Here is a 25002-nt window from a genome sequence, read left to right as displayed (position 1 = left end):
TTAATCAGGGCTGTAAGTGTACCTTACAGCCCTTTTTTCAGGAGCAGTGCATGAAGAAAAAATCGCTGTACAGGCAAGTAATCCCCTATCTGTTTCTTTTGCCCGCCTTTGTGATGATGGCTGTTTTTTCTTATTACGCCATCGGGAAAGCGCTTGTGAATTCATTTATGAATGTGCGGTTTGGCGTGATTGGAGAATTTGTCGGGCTGGAAAATTATCAACGCGCTTTTTCGGATCCCGTCTTTAAGGTTTCCTTTATCAATCAGGCTGTTATTTCAGGATTTGCTGTATTCAACAGTATTTTCTGGCCTCTGCTGGCTGCCGAACTGCTTTTTTTCGTCAAAAAGGGCAGGTTCCATGATTTTCTCCGCTTTGGCTTTGTCGTTCCGATGATGGTACCGTCCATTGTCATTATTTTATTATGGAAATATCTATACAATCCCCATTTCGGATTCAACAGTATTTTGAATCGTATCGGTTTGTCCGATTGGACACGCAACTGGTTAAACGAGGAACAGACGGCGTTAATTTCTATCGTGCTGATCGGCTTCCCCTTTGTTTCAGGAATGTACTTTCTGATTTTTCACACCGGGCTGAATACCCTGAGTGCAGACATCAATGAAGCAGCCAGGATCGATGGCGCTGCCAGCCTGCAGATTGTGACGAAAATTCACCTTCCGAATGTTAAGCCCTACATCAAAACCGTGTTCACACTGTCATTAATCAGCAGTCTGTCAGGGTTCGGAAATGTTTTTGCCACTACAGGCGGAGGTCCTGGCTATTCAACCATGATTCCGGCACTGCAGATGTACCAGATTGCGTTTGGAGACGGAAATTTTGGATACTCCTCCGCTCTGGGCATCCTCTTGATGGCGGTGATTGTCATAGTTACTATCTTGAGCCGCAAGCTCTTTGGTGAAGAGGATTAATCATGAAAACGAGAATTTCTGCAGGCGGTATTGTGAGCAGAATCTTTATTCTGATTCTTCTCATCCTGACCTTCGTCCCGCTGTTTGTCATGTTCAATATGTCTTTAAAACCCAATGTACTTATTAAAACGGATTTCTGGGGGCTGCCGACAGAACCGTACTGGGCGAATTTTGTGAAGGCATTCTCCTTTTCGTTCAAGCCCGTCCTCAATTCCTTGATCGTCTGCGCGATATCACTGGTGGGGATTATCATCAACGTTTCGCTGGCCGGCTACGCCTTCGGTTGTCTGAAATTCAAAGGAAAAACCATCCTTTACAACCTGGTGCTGGCGGTGATGATGATACCGTACACGCTCATGATCGTTCCTACTTATGAAATCGTGACGAAGATGAATCTTTTGAACACCTACTGGTCCCTGATCATTCCTTATATTTCGGGGCAGCAGATTTTTGGAATCATCATTGCGGCTTCCTACTTCCAGGGGCTGCCCAAGGATCTGTTTGAGGCGGCTGAAATTGACGGGGCAAACGAGTGGGGAAAATTTTTCATTATTGCACTTCCCCTGTCAAAGCCGATTCTGATTACCGTAGGAATTACGGCGGTTGTGGCAATGTACAATGATTTCATCTGGCCGACCGTCGTATTGACGAGCGGAGATGAAATCAAGACCTTCTGTCAGATTGTCTTCAACAATGCCGCCGGGAAGGGGAGCAATGATCTGGGATTGATTGCGGCAGCATTTATCATTGGAACGATTCCTCTGGTGGTATCCATGGCCAGCACCTTAAAATATTATATTCAGGGCATGATGGTCGGCGCTGTAAAGGGATAAGGCGCGAAGACCATGTGAACCGTTTAGGGACTTTTTGAGGGTAAAATGAAACCATACAATCTTCGAATTGAAAATTCAACTGGAACAGAGAATTCTGCAACGATTATTGATACAGTAACACCTGAAATTTCCTGGGCCGTGAGCGGACATGCAGAGACGATCCAGGGGAGGGTCGAAGTCTGGCATGAAGAACACCTCCTTTGGCAAAGTGTATTTTCGGATGTGGCTTCGCTGTCGGTGAGATATTCCGGGCCTGCATTCACGGCAGGAGAAGCCTATCTCGCGAGGGTGGTGTACGTACAGGCCAAAGGGGGCGAGTGCACGACAAAACACCGATTTTGCTATGGGGTTCTGACGGATTGGAATGCTGCCTGGATTACGAAGGCTGTGCACGAACCCAATGATGTACTTTATTTTTATAAGGATTTTACCCTTTCAGGAACTGCAAAATCAGCGTGTTTATTCCTGTGTGGTATCGGCTTTCATTATGCGGAAATCAATGGTGAAAAGGTTTTTGCGTATCCCTTGAATCCGATCAGCAGTGAGTATGACAAGCGCGTTTATTATAATGTGGTTCCGGGGATCGCGGATATCCTGAAGCCCGGAAGAAACAGGATTTGCATCGCGGTCTCTACGGGGTGGAGATCCAGCCAGAATGTCTGCTATGAACTGACCAAACGAATTCCGGAGTTCACAGGTGAGACAGAACTCCGCGCACAGCTGCAGATCCGAATGGACGATGGCGTCAGAGAGATCATTGGGACGGACAGCTCCTGGAACGTGTTCCGCGGGCCGATTGTTGCTTCCGATATTTTCGATGGGGAAATCTTTGATGCATCCATGGTGAATCCGCCGCGTTCAGAATCCAATGGAGAACTCTGCATTGAAACGGAGGAACCCTGCAGTCTCATGACGCCGCAGCTGGTTCCCTATGTCAGCGAACAGGAGCACTATGTTCCCAAGGTAGTAACCGAGGTTGAGCGAGGAGTTTATCAAATTGATTTTGGACAAAATCTTGCAGGGGTCTGCAAAATCAGAATTCCCGGTCTGATGCAGGCGGGAGACAGGATCCAGATCCGCCATGCGGAAGAAATTGATGAAAGTGGCAGATTGTTTACTGCGCCTTTACGGAACGCACAGTGTACGGATACGTATATTGCCTCAGGGAACGAGGATGGAACCGCATTTTGGCAGCCATATTTTACATACCATGGATTTCGGTATGTGGAAGTCAGTGGTTATCCGACTGCAGTAGGGAAGGACGATATGGAAGCGATCCGACTCTATTCCGATATCCGCACAAGTTCTTTCTTCAAATGCGGCAATGCACTGGTCAACGAAATCTATGACTGCGCTATTCAGACGGAATTGTCCAATATTCAGGGGCTGATGACCGATTGCCCGCAGCGGGATGAGAGAATGGGATGGCTGAACGACTATACCGCACGGCTGGAGGCCCTTTCCTACGACTTTGACACGGCTGCCATTTATAAAAAACTGGTGAGGGACTGTCTGGACACGCAGGCCGAGGATGGCAGTATTACCTGTACCGCTCCCTTTGCATTTGGAAGCAGACCGGCGGATCCTGTGTGTTCATCCTTTCTGATTGCCGGTATGGAACATTACTTCAAGACAGAGGATCCTGAAGTGCTTCGAGAAGGCTACCCGGGCTTCTGCAGGTGGAATCAGCTGCTGGGAGAACACAGTGATCACGATATCGTGAACTACTCGTATTATGGAGATTGGGCCGCTCCGGATTATGCCTGTGTCGATCAGGAAAATGCCGTGTCCGCGGTCACGCCGGGGGTGCTCATTTCGACAGGCTACTATTATTATAACGCACGGCTTCTGACAAAAATGGCGGATGTCCTGGGATATGAGTCGGATTCACAATATTACAGGGTTCTGGCAGAAAAAATTCAGGCTGCCTTCCTGCAGAAATGGTTTGATGAAGAAACTGACGTAGTCGGGACCGGCTCCCAGGCGTGCTACGCATTTGCGCTCTGGCTGGATATTCTGCCCCCCGCGCATCGGGAGCGGGCGGCCCGGAACCTGCGCGATACCCTTGTGAGAGAAAATTATCGGATCACGACAGGAAACCTCTGCACGCGATACCTGTTTGAGGAGCTGACTCGGTACGGGTATGTTGATGATGCGTGGAAATTAATTACCAGTGAAGACTATCCTTCCTTTGGTTATATGCTGCAAAACATGGCGACGACCATCTGGGAGCGGTTCGAGCTGAAGAAAAATCCTACGATGAATTCGCATAATCATCCGATGTATGGATCGGTCCGACTGTGGTTTTACAAATATCTGGCAGGACTGCAGCATGGGGCAGAAGGATGGCGTGATTTCATTGTTCAGCCTTACATTCCCTCCGAGCTGTTGTATGCGGAGGCGTCCGTCGCCACTAAGTACGGCGATATCCATGTTCTTTGGAGAAAGGAATATAGAAATATGCACCTGTTTCTGACTGTTCCCACCGGAACCAAAGCGCGGGTTTTCCTGCCTTGGGGGGATACAAGTCTGGCAGAGGCTGGCACTTATCATTGGTCACATCCACTGGAAGGGGCGGGGACAGATTCGCGGCACGAGTGCGTTTTGCGCCAGGACACAGGCACGATTCTATCTTAATAAGGAGGAACGAACATGAGGTCAGTAAAAGACAAGGAACTGTTGATGGGCGCTGATTTTGCCGGATATCCTTTGAAAGAGGAGGTAAAAAAATATCTGGAAAATAAGGGCTGGAGGATCAAGGATATCGGGGTCCTTCCGGACTCGGATCCAAACGATACGGAGCTGATGTTCCACCGCATCGGGCTGAGAGTCGGTTCCATGATCACGGAAAAGGAATATGAGAGGGCCATGATCTTCTGCGGAACCGGCATGGGGATTCACATTGCGGCGAGCAAATGTCCTGGGGTGCATGCAGGCGTGGTCGAGTCGGTTCCGGCCGCTTTCCGCGCAATTACAGGGAATGGCGTCAATGTCCTCGCGATGGGTGCCTTTTATGTGACTCCGGAATTGGGCAAACAAATTGCGGATGCGTATTTATACAATGATTTCGGGAGCGGCTGGGAATGGTGGCCCGATTTTGACCACTTCCATCAAATCGCAATCGATGAGCTGAACGCTTTTGATTATAAAGAGTATAAGGCAAACGGATTCAAGGTAAAACATCTGGATGACTGTGATTGCCAGCTCTATGATCGTCCCGAGGGATTTTCACCGGTTCCTCTCATGATGACGAGAGGAAATTCCATGGAAGGCGATACACAATAATCCTGAAATAACCAACCTCTGGAAGATGCCCGTGTTTCTGCCAATATTTGCGCAGAGACACGGGCTTTTTATGGGGCGATTCAGACCGGCAGTGTCAATAATTTCCTCACGCAGAAGAAGGAATATCTTCATTGAAGGAGCGATCCGTCTCCGCAAGATGTTTCAGTTTCGGCGAAATCCGTCGTCTGCTGCTTTTTTGCTGTTCTTTTTCAGGGAATGGTAAGGAATATAAATTCCATATGTAATGTATACTTGACAATGCGAGAAATGCAAAATATAATTTGTATCAGAAAGGAGATGAGCATGCGGAACCTGAAAATGAAATTCCGAAGAATCGAGCTGGATATGTCTCAGTCCGAGCTGGCGGCGAAAGCCGGTGTGACGAGACAGACCATAGGACTCATCGAGGCGGGGGAATTCAATCCGTCCATCAAGCTCTGTACGTCGATCTGCCGCGCGCTGGGTGTAACGCTGAACGATATATTCTGGGAGGAGGATGAACATGAAGAAATGGAAAAATAATCTGGATGAATATCAGGAGCAGAGTCTGCTGAAAATCGAGCACAACGGCTGTTATCTTGTTCTCTGGGGGCTGCTGGCGGCGATTCTGGTGCAGACTGCGCTCGGCGCGGGCTTCCGGGAGACACTGGGAGAGCTTTTGGTGCTTATGGCCCTCACGGTCTACATGCTTGCGGCCTGCATCAGAAAGGGAATATGGGACCGCCGCTTCAAGGCGGATCCGCTGACCAATCTCCTGTTTTCGGGGGCCGCCGCGGTACTCACCGGGCTGGTTGTGTTTGTCACGAACCGCCGCAGGTATCCGGAGTACCCTGTGGGAGGGCTTGCTTCAGCGGTGATAGCTGCGGCATCGGTCTTTGTGCTGACCCTGCCCCTGCTCTTTGTGCTGGCGTTTCTGTATGAGAAAAGAAAGAAAACGCTGGAGCGCCCGGAGGAGGATGAAATGAGCGCGGAGGAGCGGCAGGAGAAGTGACGGCCGCCTATTTACAGAGAATATGAATGGCGGGCGGCAGGCCGGAAAAGCGACCGCCGCCTTTTTGCGTGCGTACTTGACAAAAGTGGCCGCCTGCTGCTTTATCAGAGACAAAGACGGCGCAGAGTCTCGGCACGCCCGGGGAGAAGGGCGGCGAGCTCGTCGGCGCTCACAAGCCGGAATCCCTCATACTGAAATTTCGGGGCGGTCATGCAGCTCATAAAGGTATATCCTTTCGGATCGAGGTTTTCGGCGGCGAAGACGGCGCCTTTCGGAATGGAAACCATCATCTGCTGCCCCTGCGTGAAGTCGGGGCCGAGGAGCTCCTCGCGCAGGCTCCCGTCCTCCGCCAGCACCGTGATCCTGACGCCGCAGCCCTCGTGGTAGTACCATGGCTCGTCGCAGTCGATCTGATGGAAATGTGAAATGTCACCGCCCTGCAGAAGAAAATAGATGCTGCCGGCGATCGGTCGGCCGTTTTCCCGCAGAGAAAGAGAGGAGCTGTAAACCTCGGCAAACCAACCTCCCTCCGGGTGCCGTTCGAGGTGGTAATGGCGGATGAGCTCTTCCGCGCGTGCGTTTTGGGATGCGTTCATGGAACCTCCTGCGTGATATGATAATAAAGCTCGGAAATGAAGCGCTGCGATATTGATTATACAAAATGCGCCGTCAAAATGGTATGATGTAAAAACAGCGGATGATCTGCCGCGGAACCGGACGGGCCGGGAGCAGCGCGCAGCACGGAGGAGTGGAAATATGATTCAGCGGCGGGACAGAACGCTTGCATGCCGCGGTACGATTGTGGATTTTTACCGGGATACGGTGGTTCTTCCGGACGGACACACGGAGGAATGGGATTATGTCCGCCATAAGAGAGGCGGCGGCGCGGCGGCGGTTCCGGTTCTTCCGGACGGGCGCATCATTCTGATCCGGCAGTACCGGCAGGCGATTGACGCGGAGACACTGGAGCTTCCGGCGGGGACCCGGGACTCGGAGGAGGAGCCCTCGGAGGAGACGGCGCGGCGGGAGCTTCTGGAGGAGACCGGCTATGCGGCGGAGCGTTTTGTGCGTCTCGCGCAGCTTAAAACAGCGGTAGCCTACTGCAGCGAAACGGTGGATGTGTATCTGGCGGAGAATGTGAGCCGCGAGGGAGAACAGCGGCTGGATGCAACCGAGGACATTTCCTTTGCCTTTTACGAGTTGGGAGAGCTGCTAGACAGAATCCGCACGGGAGAGATCTGTGATGCCAAGACGGTGGCCGGAATTCTCGCCTACGCTGAGTACAGACAGACAGGAGACGGACTTTGACGGATAAAGAGCGGCGGCGCGGCGGCCGGGAGGTCGGAGAGGAACGGGTGAATTGGAAGCGGGAGCTTGCGGTGGATGCCGCGATTGTCGCGGGGGCTTTTCTTCTGGTGTGGCTTGTGGACACGTTTCTTCTCATCAACGCAAAGATCCCGTCCGGCTCCATGGAAAATACGATTCCGTCTGGCGCGCGCGTTGTGGGAACCCGTCTGTCCTATCGGGAGGAGGCGCCGCAGCGCTACGATGTGGTAATCTTTCATTATCCCGACAACGAGACGGAGCTGTTTGTGAAAAGAGTCATCGGCCTGCCGGGAGAGACGGTCACGATCGTTGACGGCAGGGTCTATATTGACGATTCCGCGGAGCCGCTGCGGGACGATTTCATCGCCGAGCCGATGGATGGGACATTCGGCCCGTATGTGGTGCCGGAGGGCTGCTACTTTGTGCTCGGGGACAATCGGAATCACTCGCTGGATTCGCGCTATTGGGCTAATAAATTTGTCGCAGAGGATAAAATCATCGGAAAAGCGGCGTTTGTCTGGTTCCCATTTTCTGCGGCGGGCCGGATCGACTAGTGTGAGAAATGATGCGATGGATTGAAAAAGATGGGAGGGCAGAAGCGAATGAGAAAACTGTGGATGAGGATCTGTCTGACGGCGGCCGTTCTTGCGGCGGCGTGGTATCTGCCTGCGGCTTCGCAGACGGTTCTTGCCGCGTGGGCGACGGTGCAGGGGACGGTGGAGAGCAGCACGACCCCGGAGCTGCTGTACCTTAAGACGGCGCAGGGACAGATGCAGATCAAGATCGATGCGGAGACGAATACCTCGCAGTGCAAGATTCTGCTTCCGGGCAGGGCGGTTACGGTGGGAGTCAACACCGGGACGGACGGCTATCTCCATGCGGAGAGCATCATCGGCAGTTCTGCCAGCAGTCTGATCACGGTGGATAAAAAGAATACCATGGGCGTCACCGGAACGCTTGCCAGCGGCACGACCGTGGAGATGCTGTATATCAAGACGAACGGCGGCGTGATACAGGCAAAGCTCGACGACGATTCCGATCTGAGCGGCGTCACGGTTCTGGTGATTGGCAAGAATGTCAACGTGACGCTCGGCCGGGGATCGGATGCCTATCTGCACGTGTTGAAGGTGACAGACGGAGCGGATACGCAGAGGATCGTCGCGAACGTCCCGGTGAACGGCGTCAACACCACACAGGTTCCCGGCACGATCCAAAGCAATACGAAAAACGGCACCATGGTGCTGAAGACCTCTGCCGGAACAATGGAGATTCGGATTGATGGCTCCACGGACCTGACCGGCTGCAAGCTTCTTGTGCCGAACCGCACGGTGACGGCATATATTTATCTCGGGAGCGATGCCTATGTGCATGCGGCAAAGGTGGCCAGCACGGAGAACGCGCAGAATGCGGCTTCTCCCGCGCTGTCGGCGACGGTAAAGGGCCAGATCATGTCCGGAACCACGGCGGACACCCTGTATCTGTCCACGAGCGGAGGGAACATGACGATCAAGCTGGACAGCTCGACAAACATGAACAGCGTCGGAGCGCTGTACATCGGCAGCACGATTACGGTGCAGGTCGGCGTCGGTACGGACGGCTTTCTCCATGCGATCACCATCACCTATTGATTCGCAGATATAGAAGCAGGGGCGGAGCGGCGGCGGGAGATTTTTCGCCGCCGCTCCGTCCTTTCGCATGAGGCTTTGTATGATAGAAGAGTTTACAGAGAAATTTTATCGGGATCCCTACGCGAGAGAGCTTGTGTCGAAGGTTCTCTCCTGCGAACCGGCGGGAAACGGCTTTGCCGTTGTTCTGGACGATACGATATTCTATCCGGAGGGCGGCGGACAGCCTGCGGATCATGGGACTCTGCGCCCGGACGACGGGAACGGAGAGCTGAGAGTGACGGATGTGAGGCGGAGAAAGGACGGGACGATCGTCCATTTCTGCGATGCTCCTGTGTCCGCAGGCACGAGAGTGACCGGCCGGATCGACTGGGACCGGCGCTTCGATCTCATGCAGAATCATTCGGGGGAGCATATCCTGTCCGGGCTGGTGCATGCGGCGCTTGGTTACGAGAATGTGGGCTTCCATATGGGGGAGATGATCACCATCGACTTTTCGGGGCCGATGGACTGGGAAACACTGATGTCGCTGGAGCGGCAGGCGAACGGTATGGTATACCGGAATCTTCCGATTGCGCAGTCGTACCCCGATGAGGCGGAACTGCGGGAGCTCTCATACCGGAGCAAAAAGGAGCTCTCCGGAAAGGTCCGCATCGTCACGGTGCCGGAGACGGATGCCTGTGCCTGCTGCGGCCTCCATGTCGCGCGGACCGGTGAGATCGGCCTGATCAAGTGTTTTTCCCTCATGAATTATAAGGGCGGTGTCCGGATTGAGATGGCAAGCGGGCGACGCGCGCTGTCGGAGCTCACGCGCCGCGTGGATCAGAGCATCGAGCTGTCGCGGATGTTGGCGGCGGAGCCGGGACACATCGCAGAGGCGGTACAGAGGCTTCGCGGGGAGAGCGCGGACAAGGACCGAAGGCTTGCGGAGGTCATGACGTGGTATTTCGCCGCGGCGTCAGAAGCGCTGCCGGCGGACAGGCCGCTGCAGATTCTTTTTGAAGAGGGGCTGTCCCCGGTGGAGACGAGGCGCTTCTGCGATTATCTTCTGGAGAGAGGCCTCGGAGCCGTGGCTCTGGTGCTGTCGCGGCAGGAGGGCGGGTGGTATTATTGTCTCGGGAGCCGCCGCGTGGATGTGCGGGCGCACGCGAAAGCGCTGAATGCAAATCTTTCGGGCAGAGGCGGCGGATCGGCGGAGATGATTCAGGGAACATGGGCCGCGGAGCCGGAGAGAATCCGCGAGGTGCTCGGAAAGGAATTTTCGGATGTACGGCTTTGACGGAAGGGTCCGTTACAGTGAGGTGGACGGCGGCGGGCTTCTGCGGCCGGACATGCTGATCAATTATTTTCAGGACTGCTCCACGTTCCAGTCGGAGGACGGCGGCGTCGGGATACGGTATATGCTGGGGCAGGGCGCCGCATGGATCGTCAATTACTGGCAGATCGATATCCGGCGTTACCCGGCGCTTGGCGAGCGCGTGGTGGTCGGAACCAGCCCCTATGAGCTCAGGGGCTTTCTCGGACTCCGCAATTTTGTGATGGACACGCCGGAGGGGGAGCGTCTGGCGATTGCGAATTCCGTGTGGTCGCTGCTGGATCTGAACCGGCTGGTTCCGGTTCGTGCGACGCAGAAAATGGTGGAAGTATTTGAACTTCATGATAAACTGGACATGGAGTATCTGCCCCGGAAAATTGCGGTTCCGAAGCAGGGCGGCGAGCTTCTGGACAGCATCGTCGTTGACCGCGGTCATATCGACTCGAATCGCCACGTCAATAACGGACAGTATGTCCGCTTTGCCGTGGAGAGAATTCCGCCGGAGGAGCTGGTGACGGGGCTTCGTGTGGAGTACCGCAGGCAGGCCTTTATCGGAGATACCATGCAGTTTGTGCAGTATGTGCGGGAGCCGGAGCGCAGCGGCGATCCGGGAATCCGCACGATCACCATGGGGACGCCGGATGGTGCGCTCTATGCGGCGGCAGAGCTCCGTGTCCGCAGGCGGACCGAAAGGGAGCAGGACGCGTGGCTCTAGCAGCCGGGGGCTTCGCGGAGAAAAGAAAGGATGGCAGACCGATGTTCGATCTGGGCAGGAAACAGAGGCTCGTCATTGAGAAGCTTGCCGAGCACGGCGCTTATCTGAAAGAGGCGGCGGGTGGTATTTCGGATAACGCCGCTTCGGATAACAGCATTTCAGGGAACGGCACTTCGGATAGCGGCGTTTTGGATAACAGTGTTTCGGAGAACCGGGTCTCAGGGGACGGCGCCCCGGAGGAGCCCCGTCAGGGGCAGGACGCGCCGGAGCATATCCTCCTCCCGAAGTCACAGCTCCCCGAGGGAGCGGCGCCCGGGGATGAGCTCGAGGTATTTATTTACAGGGATTCCGAAGACCGCCTGATCGCGACGCGGCGGGAACCGAAGCTGCAGCTCCATGAGGTGGGCTTTCTCACCGTGGTGCAGGCAGGCCGGGTCGGAGCCTTTCTCGACTGGGGTCTCGACAAGGATCTTCTGCTGCCGTTTCATGAGCAGCCGCGGAATCAGAGAGTGAAAGAGGGACAGAGCTGTCTCGTGGCCGTCTATATTGACAAGAGCGGGCGCCTCTGCGCCACGATGAACGTCTATCCGTATCTTCGCTCGGACTCGCCGTACCGCGCGGGGGACCGCGTAACCGGAACGGTCTACGAGACGAGCCGGAATTTCGGAACCTTTGTGGCGGTGGATGACCGCTACTCGGCGCTGATTCCGAAGCAGGAGCTGGTGAGGGAGCTGCGCGTCGGCGAGACGGTTTCCGCCCGGGTCACTCTCGTCCGCCCGGACGGGAAGCTGAATCTGGCGCTGCGCGAGAAAGCGGTGCTTCAGCTTGAAGCGGACAGCGAGCTGGTGCTCCGACGGCTGCGGGAACGGGGCGGCTCTCTCCCGTTCACGGACAAGGCGGATCCGGAACGGATCCGGGAAGAGATGCAGATGAGCAAGAACCAGTTCAAGCGGGCGGTGGGGCACCTCATGAAAGCGGGCCTCTGCCGGATCCGGGAGGACGGAATTTATCTTACGCAGGAGTGAGGGCGCGCTTCCGGCGCAGGGTGCATGGGGCGCGTGCCTCAAAGCCGTTTGCGCGGATTTTGCGGCGCGTGCCTCGCAAAAAACGCTTCGGCAAGGAGGAATAGCATGAAAGTAGAAAACATTAAAGATATCAATAAATTTTTCTCGGTGATCGACAGCTGCACCGGACGGGTGGAGCTCGTGACGGGGGAGGGAGACCGCCTGAATCTCAAGTCCAAGCTGTCCCAGTATGTTTCACTGGTGAATATTTTTTCCAACGGGGAGATTCCGGAGCTCGAGGTGGTCGCCTATGAGCCGGAGGATACCAAGCGGCTTATTGATTTTATGATTAATCAGTGACGGTCCGGAGGCGGCTGCCGGCGCGGCCGTCTGTGCGCTGCGCCGACCCGGCAACGGAAAGACGGGAGGTAGTGTGAAGCATCACTCTGATGCGCTGATTTTTCACAAGGCTGTTTGTGCCGAAGCCCAAATAGCTCCCATCGCAGCCGCAAAACCGCCTGCGCGGATTTTGCGGCGCGTACCTCGCACCAAAGTGCTTCGGTATGGTGATTATCGTGACGCCGAAAAAAGCCGGGGCGCTGTTTTTCAGCATTATCATCCTGTATATTCTGACGGGCCTTGCGGCGGCAGTGCTGATGCCGTATTTTCCGGAGAGCTCCGGCTTTTTCTGGAACAGCCTTCTCAGCGAGGGAATTCTGTTTGTGCCGGCGCTCATTTTTGCACTCTGTACGCTGACGCCGGTCGGAGAGCAGTTCGGCTTCCGGAGAATCCGTCCTGCTACGGCGGGCCTGTCCCTTCTCCTTATTATCGTACTTTATCCGCTGGTGATTCTTGTCAACGCGGCGACGATGCTTTTTACGGAGAATGCGGTGGAGCTTATGAGCGACGCCATTCTCGCGGAGCCGCTGTGGGAGACGCTTCTGCTGATCGGTGTTCTGGGACCGGTCTGTGAGGAGCTCGTTTTCCGCGGTTATATTTATCGGGGACTTCGCCGCAGCGGCCGGGTTCGCGGGGCGGTTTTTCTTTCCGCCGTTCTCTTCGGTCTGATGCACATGAATCTTAATCAAGCCTGCTACGCGCTGGTCCTGGGAATTTTCTTCGCGGCGGCGGATGAGGCGGCGCAGAGCATCTGGCCGTCGGTGCTGATGCACGTGAGCTTCAACTCGGCGGAGGTGCTGATGATGTACGGGGCGGAGGAAGCGCTGTCCGGCTTTTCGGCTGAGGAGCTTTCCATGCATGGACAGGCAGCGGACGTTCTTGCACAGGCAGGAGCGTCTAAGCTTCTTGCGGGGAGCCTTGCAGTCGGGGGGATCTGCACGGCGTCCGTCGCGCTTGCGGTGCTGATTCTGCGGGCTGTTTTCCGCGTGGAAAGAGAAGAGCCGGAGCCGTTTTCTGCCCGTGAAATGCGGGAAAACCGGCGCTTTTCGGCGGAGAGTCAGGGAAACGATATGACGGAGAAACGGAGAGAACGGCGGCGGGGGCCATCTCTGATCTCCGTGCCCCTCATTGCGGGAATGGTGATTCCGGTCATATATATCGTAGTGGACACGCTGGCAAAGCTCTGATAACCGGCATTCGCAGCCGCCTTGCGGCTTGCTCTACAGATCGGGCAATGCTTCAGCCCCCGTATTCGCAGCCGCCTTGCGGCTTGCTCTACAGATCGGGCAATGCTTCAGCCCCGTATTCGCAGCCGCCTTGCGGCTTGCTCTACAGATCGGGCAATGCTTCAGCCCCGTATTCGCAGCCGCCTTGCGGCTTGCTCTACAGATCGGGCAATGCTTCAGCCCCCGTATTCGCAGCCGCCTTGCGGCTTGCTCATACAGGCGGTCAGAGCGGCTGCGCCGCTTGTCCGCCTCGGAAGAAATCCCGAAATCGGTCTGAAATGCAGGCATTTCATCCGCGATTTCTGGAATTCTTCCGGGGTGCTGAAGAAATGTAAAAAAGTGTACAAAAAATGGCGGCGTTTTTATGGATTTTTCCGGCAGGATGCTTTAAGATAAATTCAGCCATCGGTTGCTGTGGGGAAAGTGTGGGGGCGTATGATTTCAAATCAGATCTTACAGAACACGATTGAGGGAATCCGTGACATTTCACATTGCGAGCTGGGAGTTTTCGATGTGGAGGGCAGAGAGCAGGCGGTCACGGCGCCGGTATTTGCGGAGGCAGCGGCGGTCGTGCCGCGCTTTGCGGAGTCCCCGGCCGATTCTCAGAGCTGGGGAGAGTACGAATTTTTCAAGGTGTTTGACGAGCAGGTCCTGGAGTTTGTTCTGGTTCTGTGCGGCGCGGGAGATCATGCGCAGATCATCGGCCGCATGACGGCGCTTCAGCTTCACGGTCTCATCGGCGCGTTCAAGGAGCGTTACGACAGAGACAGCTTTATCAAAAATCTTCTGCTGGACAATCTTCTGCTGGTGGACATCTACGGAAGAGCCAAGAAGCTGCATATTGAGGCGACGGGCCGCCGCGTGGCGATGATTGTGGAAACGGCGCCGGACAGGGAATTCAATGTCCTTGAAATCATGCAGGAGTATATTGCGGCCGGGAGTCCCGATTTTGTCACGGCGGTGGATGAGAACGGCGTCGTGATTGTAAAGGACCTGGCGGAGTGTGAAAATATGGAGGAGATTGCTGCCTCCGCGGAGGCGATCCGCAGCTACTTAAGCGGGGCGGGCGTGAAGGATATCCATGTGTCCTACGGAACGGTGGTCGGCGAGCTCAAGGAGGTCAGCCGCTCCTATAAGGAGGCGAAGATGGCGCTCGACGTGGGCCGGATCTTCTTCGGGGACCGGAATATCATCGCCTACAACGAGCTGGGCATCGGGCGCCTGATCTATCAGCTTCCGCTCCCTTTGTGCAAGATGTTTATCCGCGAGATTTTCGACGCGCACAATCCGGACGAGTTCGACGAGGAGACGCTGACTACCATCAACCGCTTTTTTGAGAACAATCTGAACGTCTCGGAGACTTCGCGCCAGCTCTTCATTCACCGCAATACGCTGGTGTACCGTCTGGACAAGCTCATGAAGAGCACGGGGCTCGATCTGCGTGTGTTCGACGACGCGATCACTTTCAAAATCGCGCTGATGGTAGTAAAGTATATGAAATATATGGAAAATATGGATACGTTTGAGTATTGAAAGGGCCCTGAATGGCAAAACGATTATCGTACGGCGTTCCTGAAGGAAATGTGATCACCATGAGGAACGTATACAAGACCTACTCCAAGAATACCGCTGCGCTCAACGGCGTTTCGCTGGATATCAAGGCGGGCGAGTTTGTGTTTATTGTCGGTGATTCCGGCTCGGGCAAATCGACTCTGATCAAGCTTCTGCTCCATGAACTGACGGCGACAGAGGGGAACATCAACGTGCTCGGCTACGATATGGCGACGCTTCCTCACCGCAAGGTGGCGAAGTTCCGCCGCAATCTGGGTATCGTCTTTCAGGATTTTCGCCTGCTCAGGGATCGCTCCGTCTATGAAAACGTCGCCTTTGCGCAGCGCATCATCCAGACGCCGGTCAGGCAGATGCGCGTCAATGTTCCGAAGACGCTCGGGGCCGTGGGGCTGGAAAAGAAGTGGGACAGAATGCCCACGGAGCTCTCCGGCGGCGAGCAGCAGCGCGTGGCGCTCGCCCGCGCGATTGTGAATCATCCCTATGTTCTTCTGTGCGACGAGCCTACCGGAAATCTCGATCCCCGCAATTCATGGGATATCATGAAGCGTCTGGAGCAGGTCAATATGGACGAGGGAACGACCGTTGTCGTCGTGACCCACAACCGCGAGATCGTCAACGCCATGCACAAACGGGTGATCACCATGAAGAAGGGCGTGATCGTCAGCGATGAAAAGAACGGCGGGTATACCGAGTCCGAAAACCGCGCGTACAGCGCTGAGGCGGGCGATATTTCCCCGATGGAGGATCTTCCTACCGACGGCTTTATGGATGAGCTGCCGGGCAGCGGAGCGGAGGAGTACGGGGAGTCCGGCGGAGAGCAGGACTTCGACGAGCCGCACGGCGAGTATCCCGATGAATATCCGGATGAGTTTGATCAGGATTTCCGGTATGAGCTGAACTATCATGAAAACACGGGCAGTCTTCCGCCGGAGCCGGATCACGCAGAGGACGACGGAACGGATTTTGCCGGTGTCACATCTGAGTTCTATGATCTCGACGACCGGAGAGGCGGAGGATATTGATGAGTTCTTTTTTCTATACCATCGGACAGGGGCTGCGCAATCTTGTGCGCAACAAATGGTTTACGCTGGCATCCATTGCGACGATTGCCGCGTGCCTTTTTCTGTTCGGCCTGTTCTACTCCATGATTGTGGATTTTCAGAATGTGGTGCATACGGCGGAGGAGGGGGTTTCGGTCACAGTTTTTTTTGACGAGGGAACCACCGAGGAGCAGATCAGCCAGTTGAAAATAGGAGTCGAGGAGCGCGAGGAGGTCAAGGAGGCCGTCTACGTCTCCGCGCAGGAGGCGTGGGATTCCTTTAAGGGCGAGTACCTCGGGGAGTATGCGGAGGGCTTCACGGAGAATCCGCTGGAAAATTCCGCCAATCTCGAAATCTATCTCAATGACGTCTCGCGTCAGGCAGATCTGGTATCCTATCTGGAATCGGTCGACATCGTGCGGGAGGTTAACCGCTCGGAAATCACGGCGACGACCCTGAGCGGCTTCAACAGTCTGGTTACCTATATTTATATCGGCATCGTGCTGATTCTGCTTCTGGTATCGATTTTCCTCATCAGCAATACCGTGACGATAGGAATTTCTGTCCGCAAGGATGAAATCAGCATTATGAAATACGTCGGAGCGACGGACCTGTTTGTCCGCGCGCCCTTTGTGATCGAGGGCGTCATCATCGGCTTTGTGGGCTCGGTGATTCCGCTGGCCGCGATCTATTTCGTCTACGAAAAGGTTGTGGAGTATATTACCCAGCGTTTTTCCATGCTGACAAGTCTGATCCGTTTTCTTCCGGCGTCCGTCATCATGCAGACGCTCGTTCCGATTTCGATTGCTCTGGGCGTGGGAATCGGCTTTGTCGGAAGCGTATTTACTGTCCGGCGACATATGGGAGTATGAGGCACAGCGGATAAATTGAAGAAAAAGCATGCTATGCAATATGCCCTCTGGGGCATATTGTTTTCTATCTGTATATTGTGCAGCGCTGTGGGCGGCAATGCGCTTTCCGCCTCTTATTTTGTGCGCGCAGCGGAGCTGACAAACGACTCCATCCGCGAAAAGGAGGCGCAGATCAGCGCGGCTAAAAGCGAGCGGGAGCAGATGAAGAGCACGCTGAGCGATATGCAGGCGGTGAAAGAGCAGCTCGAGGCGAGCAAGAGCAATCTGGAGAGCTACGTCACGCAGCTCGATGCGAGCCTCACAGATATTCAGCTTAAAATTGACGCGCTGAAGCAGAATATCGAAGATAAGGAAGCGGAGATCGACCGGACGGAGCAGGAGCTGGACGAGGCGGTGGCGGTGCAGCAGGCGCAGTACGAGTCCATGAAGAAGCGCATCCAGTTCATGTATGAGCGGGGACAGGATTATTTTCTGGAATTTCTTTTGTCCGCAGGGAGCTTCGGCGAGATGCTGAACAAGGCGTTCTACATTTCCCAGCTGTCCGCCTATGACCAGAACAAACTGAATGAATTCAAGGAACAGACAAGGCTGGTGAAGGTGACGAAAGAGGCGCTGGAGGCGGAACGGGAGACACTTGAGGAGGCCAGAGCCCAGCAGGAGGCCGAGGAAGCGAATGTGGAAAGCCTGATCGCCGCCAAGAATGCCGAGATCGGCGGCGTCGCGAGCGAACTGGAGGGTGCCAATCAGACGATCGAGCAGTACGCTGCAGAGGTGGCCCAGCAGGAGGCCGAGATTGCGGCGCTGGAGAGCGCCGTGGCGGCAGAAAAGGCAAAGCTCGCTGCCGAGAATCAGATTCACTACGGCGGGGGGCCGTTCGTGTGGCCGGCGCCGGGGTATACCTATATTTCATCGCCCTTTGGCTGGAGGACGCACCCGCTTTACGGCAACCAGCGCTTTCACAACGGTGTGGATATGGCGGCTCCGTCCGGATCGCCGATTCTTTCCGCGTACGACGGGCGGGTCGTGGCGGCGTCGTACAGTCCATCCATGGGAAACTACGTGATGATCGATCACGGGGATGGACTGTATACAATCTATATGCATGCGTCGGCGCTGTATGTCTCGGAGGGAACCTCGGTCTCGGCGGGGCAGCAGATTGCTGCGGTCGGAAGCACGGGAAATTCGACCGGGCCGCACCTGCATTTCTCCGTTCGTCTGAACGGGGAATATCAGAATCCGATGAATTATCTGTGACGCGGACGCCGTAAAACCGCCTGCGCGGATTTTTCAGCGCGTGCCTCGCTGAGGAACGCTTCGGCATGGAGGAATACTATGACAGAATATCGGATGCCGGATCAGCGTCCGGGACAGAATGATGGCCGGGGACAGAACAGCGTTCCGGGAGAGGGGCGGAAGCGCCCGGGGATGGGGGCCCGCTTTTTTATTGCCGGTATTCTCACCGGCGTTTTGATCTGTCTTCTCGGGGGAGCATATGCAGCCGGGGCGCTTCTGCACAGCGGGAAGCTCTCGTGGGAAGGGACCGGCGGGATGGCGGCGCTCCCCTCGGAGCCGTCCGAAACCCGTACTCCGGGGAGCGCGGTCCGCTCTGAGTCGATCCGCAAGCTCCGCCAGATCGAGGAGCTGATCGATTCGGTCTATTATTATGCGGATGACACGAGCCGGGAGCAGAAAGAAAGCGGGCTCTACCGCGGACTGATGGAATCGCTGGAGGATCCCTACTCGGTCTACTACAATGAGGACGAGCTTGCGGAGCTGGACGCCGAGACGGAGGGAGTTTATTACGGCATCGGCGCCTATGTGAGCTGGAACACGGATTCGGACGCGCCGGTCATCACCGGGACGATACGGCAGTCCCCTGCGGAGGCGGCCGGACTTGAGGCGGGAGACATCATCTATAAGGTCGAGGGCGAGGAGACGATGGGCTCGGATCTGGAGACGGTGGTGAGCATGATCCGCGGGCCGGAGGGAACGCCTGTCCATCTGACGCTCTATCGGGAGGGAAACCCCGATTACCTTGAGGTGCAGATCATCCGCGGCAAGGTGAGCTCCGAGACCGTTCTGTCCGAAATGCTCGAGAATCAGATCGGGTATATTGCGATCGCCGAGTTTGACGACGTCACCTCGGGGCAGTTCGAGGAAGCGCTCGCCTCGCTCCGGGAGCAGGGGATGAAAGGCATGATTCTCGATCTGCGAGGGAACCCCGGGGGCAATGTGACGACGGTGACGGAGATTGCCGAGCAGCTTCTTCCGGAGGGGCTGATCTTCTACTATGAGGATCGGGACGGCGAGCGCACGGAGTACAGCGCGAGCGGAAAGCACGCATTTTCTCTGCCGCTGGTCGTGCTTGTGAACGACTATTCGGCGAGCGCGTCGGAAATTCTCTCCGGAGCGATACAGGACGCCGGGATCGGAACGCTTGTCGGGACGCAAACCTATGGCAAGGGCGTGGTACAGACGGTCTATGATTTACAGGACGGAACTGCGGTCAAGTTGACGACGGCTGCTTATTTCACGAGAAACGGGCGCGATATCAATCATGTGGGCATCACGCCGGACGTCGTTCTTCCTCTCGACGCGGAGGCATACCGGGAGGACGGGACGGATAATCAGATGGATAAAGCGAAAGAGCTGCTCCTTAAGGAGCTCGGGAAATAACGGAGCGTTCACGGAAAACATCGAACATATGTTTGAATAAACGGACAAGCCGTGTTACAATACCCGTGCCTGCACTGTGTGCACGGTCTGTACTGCGGCTTTTTCTGACGAAACGCAGTGTAAAAAATCACACGGATGCGCTGAACCTTTCAGTAAAATAAAAAATGTGGTGATTGGCATGGATCATTTCAAACTTGCGGCGCCCTATCAGCCCACGGGCGATCAGCCGGAGGCGATCCGGACGCTTACGGAGGGGTTCCTTTCGGGCAATCAGTTCGGGACGCTGCTCGGCGTCACGGGCTCCGGCAAGACCTTTACGATGGCGAACATCATTGCGGCGGTGAACAAGCCGACGCTCATCATCTCGCACAACAAGACGCTGGCGGCCCAGCTCTACGGCGAGTTCAGAGAGTTTTTCCCTGAAAATGCCGTGGAGTATTTCGTTTCCTACTATGATTATTATCAGCCGGAGGCCTATGTGCCCCAGAGCGATACCTATATCGCCAAGGATTCCGCGATCAATGAGGAAATCGACAAGCTGCGGCTGTCGGCCACGGCATCTCTCACGGAGCGCCGGGATGTGATCGTGGTGGCCAGCGTGTCCTGCATTTACGGTCTGGGATCGCCGGACGACTATGAGAAAATGTCGATTTCCCTGCGTCCGGGGATGGAAAAGAGCCGGGAGGAGGTCATCGACCGGCTGATCTCGATTCACTATACAAGGAACGATGCGGATCTCCAGCGAAGCTGCTTCCGCGTGAGGGGAGACGTGCTGGAAATCAATCCGGCGGAGGGCTCGGAGCATCTCATTCGCATCGAATATTTCGGCGACGAGATCGACCGCATCACGGAGGTGGAGCCTCTGACGGGACGCGCCTGCGCGGAGCTGAAGCACGTCGTGATTTTCCCCGCCTCGCACTACGTGGTTCCGCAGGAAAAGGTGAACCGCGCCTGCGATGAGATCGAGGCGGAGCTCCGGGAGCGCGTCCGCTATTTCAAGAGCGAGGATAAGCTGCTGGAGGCGCAGAGGATCGCCGAGCGCACCAATTTTGACATTGAAATGCTGCGCGAGACCGGCTTCTGCAGCGGAATCGAAAATTATTCGAGGCCGCTCTCCGGCCGCGCGCCGGGCTCCGCGCCGTTGTGCCTCATGGATTTCTTCCGGGATGATTTTCTGATCATGGTGGACGAGTCCCACATTACGATTCCTCAGATCGGGGCGATGTATCACGGAGATCAGAGCCGCAAGCGGACGCTGGTCGAGTATGGCTTTCGTCTGCCGTCGGCGCTGGACAACCGGCCGCTCAGTTTTGAGGAATTTGAGCAGCGCATTGATCAAATGCTGTTTGTCTCCGCAACGCCGGGTCCCTATGAGGCGGAGCATGAGCTGATGCGGGCGGAGCAGGTGATCCGGCCCACGGGGCTTCTCGATCCGGAGATTTCCGTTCGTCCCATCGACGGCCAGATCGATGATCTCATCGGCGAGATTCACCGGGAGGTCGACCGGAAGAACAAGGTGCTGATTACCACGCTGACAAAGAAAATGGCGGAGGATCTCACGGAGTTTCTCGCCGAGGCGGGGATCCGCGTCAAGTATCTTCATTCGGACATCGACACGCTGGAGCGGGCGCAGATCATCCGGGACATGCGGCTCGACGTATTCGACGTTCTGGTCGGCATCAATTTGCTGCGGGAGGGCCTCGATATTCCGGAGATTGCGCTGGTGGCCATACTCGATGCGGACAAGGAGGGGTTTCTCCGCTCGGAGACCTCGCTTGTGCAGACGATCGGCCGGGCGGCCCGCAACGCGGACGGCCATGTGATCATGTACGCCGACACCGTCACGGATTCTATGCGGCGGGCGATTGAGGAGACGGCAAGGCGCCGCGAAATTCAGCAGAAATACAATGAAGAGCACGGCATTACGCCGCAGACGATCCGCAAGGCGGTGCGCGATCTCATCACGATTTCGCAGGAGATATCAAAGGAACAGCTCCGCTTTGAAAAGGATCCGGAATCCATGAGCGGGGCCGAGCTGAAAAAGCTCATCGAAAAAACGGAGAAACAGATGAAGCGGGCGGCGGCCGATCTCAATTTCGAGGCGGCGGCGGAGCTCCGGGATCAGCTCATCGAGCTGAAAAAGCACTATCTGGAAGTGACGAAAGGTAAATGATGGCAGTGAAAATGAGGCCGGACTACTGGCCGGCGTTAAAAGCAGAGGAAGACAGATTTCTGAAGGAATCGCGCGCCGATGAGGCGCGTCGGAAGATCATCAGCAAGGATGACTGCATCCGGATCCGGGGGGCTAGCGAGCATAATCTGAAGCATATCGATCTGGATATCCCCCGGAACGAACTGGTCGTGCTGACCGGACTGTCGGGTTCGGGCAAGAGCTCCCTTGCCTTTGATACGATTTATGCCGAGGGACAAAGGCGCTATATGGAGTCACTGTCCTCCTATGCGCGGCAGTTCCTCGGGCAGATGGAGAAACCGGATGTGGACGATATCTCCGGGCTTTCCCCGGCCATTTCCATCGATCAGAAGTCCACGAACCGCAATCCCCGGTCGACGGTCGGGACGGTCACGGAGATCTACGATCACTTCCGCCTCCTGTATGCCCGGATCGGCACGCCGCACTGTCCGAACTGCGGCCGCGTCATCGAGAAGCAGACCGTGGATCAGATGGTGGATCAGATCATGGCTCTGCCGGAGGGGACGAAGCTTCAGCTCCTTGCGCCGGTCGTCCGCGGCCGAAAGGGCAGGCATGAAAAGATCTTTGACCGCGCGAGACGGGCGGGCTATGTCCGTGTCCGCGTCGACGGGAACCAGTACGACCTCTCGGAGGAGATCGCGCTGGACAAGAATATCAAGCACAGCATCGAGATCGTCATCGACCGCCTTGTTGTGCGGCCGGGGATCGAGCGGCGCCTCACGGATTCGATCGAAAACGCACTGCAGCTCGCGGAGGGACTGCTTCTGGTGGATGTGATCGGGGGGAAGCCCATGGAGTTCTCCCAGAGCTTCGCCTGCCCGGACTGCGGCATCAGTATTCCGGAGATCGAGCCGCGGAGCTTTTCGTTCAACAATCCGTTCGGGGCCTGCCCGGAGTGCGCGGGACTCGGCTACAAGATGGAGTTTGATCCGAAGCTGATCGTTCCGGATGAAAACCGCTCCATCAACGACGGGGCCATCGCGGTGATTGGCTGGCAGAGCTGCATGCAGAGCGCAAGTTTCACCAATGCGCTGCTGACGGCTCTGACGGAGAAATTCGGCTTTTCGCTCGATACGCCGTGGAGGGAGCTTCCGGAGGATATTCGTCAGATGCTGATGTACGGGACGGAGATCAGCGTCGACGTGCACTACACCGGCCAGCGCGGCACGGGAGTCTATCCGACGGCGTTCGAGGGACTTCTGCGGAACACGGAGCGGCGCTACCGGGAGGCGTTCTCCGAGTCCGCCAAGTCGCAGTATGAGGAATTCATGCAGGTGACGCCATGTTCGGCCTGCCACGGGCAGCGGCTCCGGAAAGAGTCGCTCTCGGTTACGGTCGCGGACCGTAATATCTATGAGATCACCTGTATGTCCATCGGCGAGCTGCGGACCTTTCTCTCGCAGATGAAGCTCGGAAAGACGCAGGAGCTCATCGGCCGGCAGATTCTCAAGGAGATCATGAACCGCGTGGGTTTCCTGAACGATGTGGGTCTGGATTATCTGACGCTGGCGCGGGGGACCGCCTCCCTCTCCGGAGGCGAGGCACAGCGCATCCGCCTTGCCACGCAGATCGGCTCCGGCCTTGTCGGGGTCTGCTACATTCTGGATGAACCGAGCATCGGGCTGCACCAGAGAGACAACAACAAACTGCTGAATACGCTGAAGCGCCTGCGGAATCTGTGGAACACGGTCGTCGTCGTGGAGCACGACGAGGATACGATGCGGGCGGCGGACTATATCGTGGATATCGGACCCGGGGCCGGCTCGCATGGGGGCGAGGTGATCGCGACCGGCACTGCGGAGGAGATCATGGCGAACCCGGCCTCCGTCACGGGACAATATCTGTCGGGGGCGCGGGCGATTCCCGTTCCGGCAGAGCGCCGCAGCCCGTCGGGCTGGATTACTGTGCACGGCGCGGAGGTCAACAATCTGAAGCATATCGACGTCGATTTTCCGCTGGGTGTCATGACGGCGGTGACGGGAGTTTCCGGCTCGGGCAAAAGCTCTCTTGTGAATGAAGTTCTGTACAAGACGCTTGCACGCGATCTGAACCGGGCCCGCCTGATCCCGGGAAAGAGCGAGGGCATCACGGGGACAGAGCAGCTCGACAAGGTCATCGACATCGATCAGTCTCCGATCGGGCGCACACCCCGCTCCAACCCGGCGACCTATACCGGCGTGTTCGATATGATCCGCGACCTCTTTGCGGGGACGAGCGACGCGCGGGCGAGAGGCTATAATAAGGGACGCTTCAGCTTCAATGTGAAAGGCGGCCGGTGTGAGGCATGCAGCGGCGACGGCATCATCAAGATCGAGATGCACTTCCTCCCGGATGTCTACGTCCCCTGCGAGGTCTGCCACGGAAAACGCTACAACCGTGAGACGCTGGAGGTGAAGTACAAGGGAAAGAGCATTTACGATGTGCTTGATATGACGATCGAGGAGGCGCTCGGCTTTTTTGAGAACGTCCCGTCGATACGGAATAAGATTCAGACGCTCTACGATGTGGGGCTCGGCTATGTGAAGCTCGGCCAGCCCTCCACGGAGCTCTCGGGCGGCGAGGCGCAGCGCATCAAGCTCGCGGCGGAGCTGTCGCGGCGCAGCACCGGGCAGACGATCTACATTCTGGATGAGCCGACAACCGGGCTGCATTTTGCGGATGTGGATAAACTGGTGAAGATTCTTCAGCGCCTCGTCGAGGGAGGAAATTCCGTCGTCGTTATCGAACACAATCTCGACGTCATCAAGTGTGCGGATTATATCATTGACATCGGCCCGGAGGGCGGAGACGGCGGCGGCACGGTTATCGCGAAAGGAACGCCCGAGGAGCTCGCGGAGCATCACGACTCCTATACGGGGTATTATGTGAGAAAGATGCTGGAGAGGGAAGGAATCCCGGGGCGCTGCGGTTGAATCCGGGCGGCGCGTAGTTTATAATCATTGGCACGGGCGGGAGCCCTGTGAAAGAAAACACTGTGTGCAG

The 25002-nt window shown here is 56.2% G+C and carries 21 protein-coding genes and 1 pseudogene; 21 read left to right on the top strand and 1 reads right to left on the bottom strand.

Annotated elements, in window-relative coordinates; genetic code table 11:
- Positions 1 to 50 precede the first annotated feature (50 nt).
- The 6 genes from E0E20_RS01955 (at position 51) to E0E20_RS01930 (ending at position 6038) form a co-directional block, all read left to right on the top strand.
- The gene (locus E0E20_RS01955; protein WP_165443937.1) at positions 51 to 929 is read left to right on the top strand and encodes a carbohydrate ABC transporter permease; all 879 of its coding nucleotides are present in this window, start codon (positions 51 to 53) and stop codon (positions 927 to 929) included.
- 2 nt (positions 930 to 931) lie between these two features.
- Positions 932 to 1762, top strand: a complete 831-nt coding sequence (locus E0E20_RS01950; RefSeq protein ID WP_130836371.1) for a carbohydrate ABC transporter permease — start codon at positions 932 to 934, stop codon at positions 1760 to 1762.
- Between the two features lie 45 nt (positions 1763 to 1807).
- On the top strand, positions 1808 to 4399 hold the full coding sequence (locus E0E20_RS01945; protein WP_130836370.1) for an alpha-L-rhamnosidase: 2592 nt from the start codon (positions 1808 to 1810) through the stop codon (positions 4397 to 4399).
- 15 nt (positions 4400 to 4414) lie between these two features.
- Positions 4415 to 5047, top strand: a complete 633-nt coding sequence (locus tag E0E20_RS01940) for an RpiB/LacA/LacB family sugar-phosphate isomerase (protein WP_130836369.1) — start codon at positions 4415 to 4417, stop codon at positions 5045 to 5047.
- A gap of 303 nt (positions 5048 to 5350) precedes the next feature.
- Positions 5351 to 5569 (top strand): helix-turn-helix transcriptional regulator, encoded by a 219-nt coding sequence (locus E0E20_RS01935; protein WP_130836368.1) that lies wholly within the window; start codon positions 5351 to 5353, stop codon positions 5567 to 5569.
- Complete coding sequence (locus E0E20_RS01930; protein WP_130836367.1) at positions 5550 to 6038, top strand: DUF6773 family protein; 489 nt, start codon at positions 5550 to 5552, stop codon at positions 6036 to 6038. The genes E0E20_RS01935 and E0E20_RS01930 overlap by 20 nt, the downstream gene beginning before the upstream one ends.
- Positions 6039 to 6142: 104 nt before the next feature.
- Here E0E20_RS01930 and E0E20_RS01925 read toward each other — a convergent pair whose 3' ends face one another.
- Entirely contained in the window at positions 6143 to 6634 is a 492-nt protein-coding gene (locus tag E0E20_RS01925) for a cupin domain-containing protein (RefSeq protein WP_130836366.1), read from the bottom strand.
- Between the two features lie 160 nt (positions 6635 to 6794).
- Here E0E20_RS01925 and E0E20_RS01920 point away from each other — a divergent pair, with 160 nt between their 5' ends.
- The 15 genes and pseudogenes from E0E20_RS01920 to uvrA all read left to right on the top strand — a co-directional run bounded on the left by E0E20_RS01920 (position 6795) and on the right by uvrA (position 24932).
- On the top strand, positions 6795 to 7346 hold the full coding sequence (locus tag E0E20_RS01920) for an NUDIX hydrolase (RefSeq protein ID WP_130836365.1): 552 nt from the start codon (positions 6795 to 6797) through the stop codon (positions 7344 to 7346).
- Positions 7343 to 7918, top strand: coding sequence for a signal peptidase I (gene lepB, locus E0E20_RS01915; RefSeq protein WP_130836364.1), 576 nt, complete (start codon positions 7343 to 7345; stop codon positions 7916 to 7918). The genes E0E20_RS01920 and lepB overlap by 4 nt, the downstream gene beginning before the upstream one ends.
- Before the next feature lie 48 nt (positions 7919 to 7966).
- Positions 7967 to 8992, top strand: a complete 1026-nt coding sequence (locus E0E20_RS01910; RefSeq protein ID WP_130836363.1) for a hypothetical protein — start codon at positions 7967 to 7969, stop codon at positions 8990 to 8992.
- Positions 8993 to 9071: 79 nt separating this feature from the next.
- A complete protein-coding gene (locus tag E0E20_RS01905; protein WP_130836362.1) occupies positions 9072 to 10268 on the top strand; it encodes an alanyl-tRNA editing protein in 1197 nt (398 codons plus the stop codon).
- Positions 10255 to 11019 carry an acyl-[acyl-carrier-protein] thioesterase gene (locus E0E20_RS01900; protein WP_130836361.1) on the top strand — a complete coding sequence of 255 codons (765 nt, stop codon included), beginning with the start codon at positions 10255 to 10257 and terminating at the stop codon, positions 11017 to 11019. Before E0E20_RS01905 ends, E0E20_RS01900 begins: the two co-directional genes overlap by 14 nt.
- The gene (locus E0E20_RS01895) at positions 11010 to 12044 is read left to right on the top strand and encodes a CvfB family protein (protein WP_242622609.1); all 1035 of its coding nucleotides are present in this window, start codon (positions 11010 to 11012) and stop codon (positions 12042 to 12044) included. Before E0E20_RS01900 ends, E0E20_RS01895 begins: the two co-directional genes overlap by 10 nt.
- Positions 12045 to 12149: 105 nt before the next feature.
- Entirely contained in the window at positions 12150 to 12383 is a 234-nt protein-coding gene (locus tag E0E20_RS01890; RefSeq protein WP_130836360.1) for a polya polymerase, read from the top strand.
- A gap of 203 nt (positions 12384 to 12586) precedes the next feature.
- The gene (locus E0E20_RS01885; protein WP_130836359.1) at positions 12587 to 13609 is read left to right on the top strand and encodes a type II CAAX endopeptidase family protein; all 1023 of its coding nucleotides are present in this window, start codon (positions 12587 to 12589) and stop codon (positions 13607 to 13609) included.
- A gap of 474 nt (positions 13610 to 14083) precedes the next feature.
- Positions 14084 to 15181: a PucR family transcriptional regulator gene (locus E0E20_RS01880; RefSeq protein WP_130836358.1), complete on the top strand. Its 1098-nt coding sequence runs from the start codon at positions 14084 to 14086 to the stop codon at positions 15179 to 15181.
- A gap of 50 nt (positions 15182 to 15231) precedes the next feature.
- Positions 15232 to 15918: pseudogene (gene ftsE / locus E0E20_RS01875) on the top strand (cell division ATP-binding protein FtsE); the annotation flags it as partial.
- A gap of 317 nt (positions 15919 to 16235) precedes the next feature.
- On the top strand, positions 16236 to 17132 hold the full coding sequence (ftsX, locus tag E0E20_RS01870) for a permease-like cell division protein FtsX (protein WP_130836357.1): 897 nt from the start codon (positions 16236 to 16238) through the stop codon (positions 17130 to 17132).
- A gap of 87 nt (positions 17133 to 17219) precedes the next feature.
- Entirely contained in the window at positions 17220 to 18386 is a 1167-nt protein-coding gene (locus tag E0E20_RS01865; RefSeq protein WP_242622608.1) for a murein hydrolase activator EnvC family protein, read from the top strand.
- A 78-nt stretch (positions 18387 to 18464) separates the two neighbouring features.
- A complete protein-coding gene (locus E0E20_RS01860; RefSeq protein ID WP_130836356.1) occupies positions 18465 to 19808 on the top strand; it encodes a S41 family peptidase in 1344 nt (447 codons plus the stop codon).
- A gap of 178 nt (positions 19809 to 19986) precedes the next feature.
- Complete coding sequence (uvrB, locus tag E0E20_RS01855) at positions 19987 to 21981, top strand: excinuclease ABC subunit UvrB (protein WP_130836355.1); 1995 nt, start codon at positions 19987 to 19989, stop codon at positions 21979 to 21981.
- Entirely contained in the window at positions 21981 to 24932 is a 2952-nt protein-coding gene (uvrA, locus tag E0E20_RS01850) for an excinuclease ABC subunit UvrA (RefSeq protein WP_442911468.1), read from the top strand. The genes uvrB and uvrA overlap by 1 nt, the downstream gene beginning before the upstream one ends.
- Positions 24933 to 25002: the final 70 nt, after the last annotated feature.

The organism is Lachnoclostridium sp. Marseille-P6806 (assembly GCF_900625025.1).
Classification (GTDB): domain Bacteria; phylum Bacillota; class Clostridia; order Lachnospirales; family Lachnospiraceae; genus CAG-791.
The sequence above is the reverse complement of the archived record's forward strand: the minus strand, read 5'-3'. Positions and strand labels throughout refer to the sequence as shown.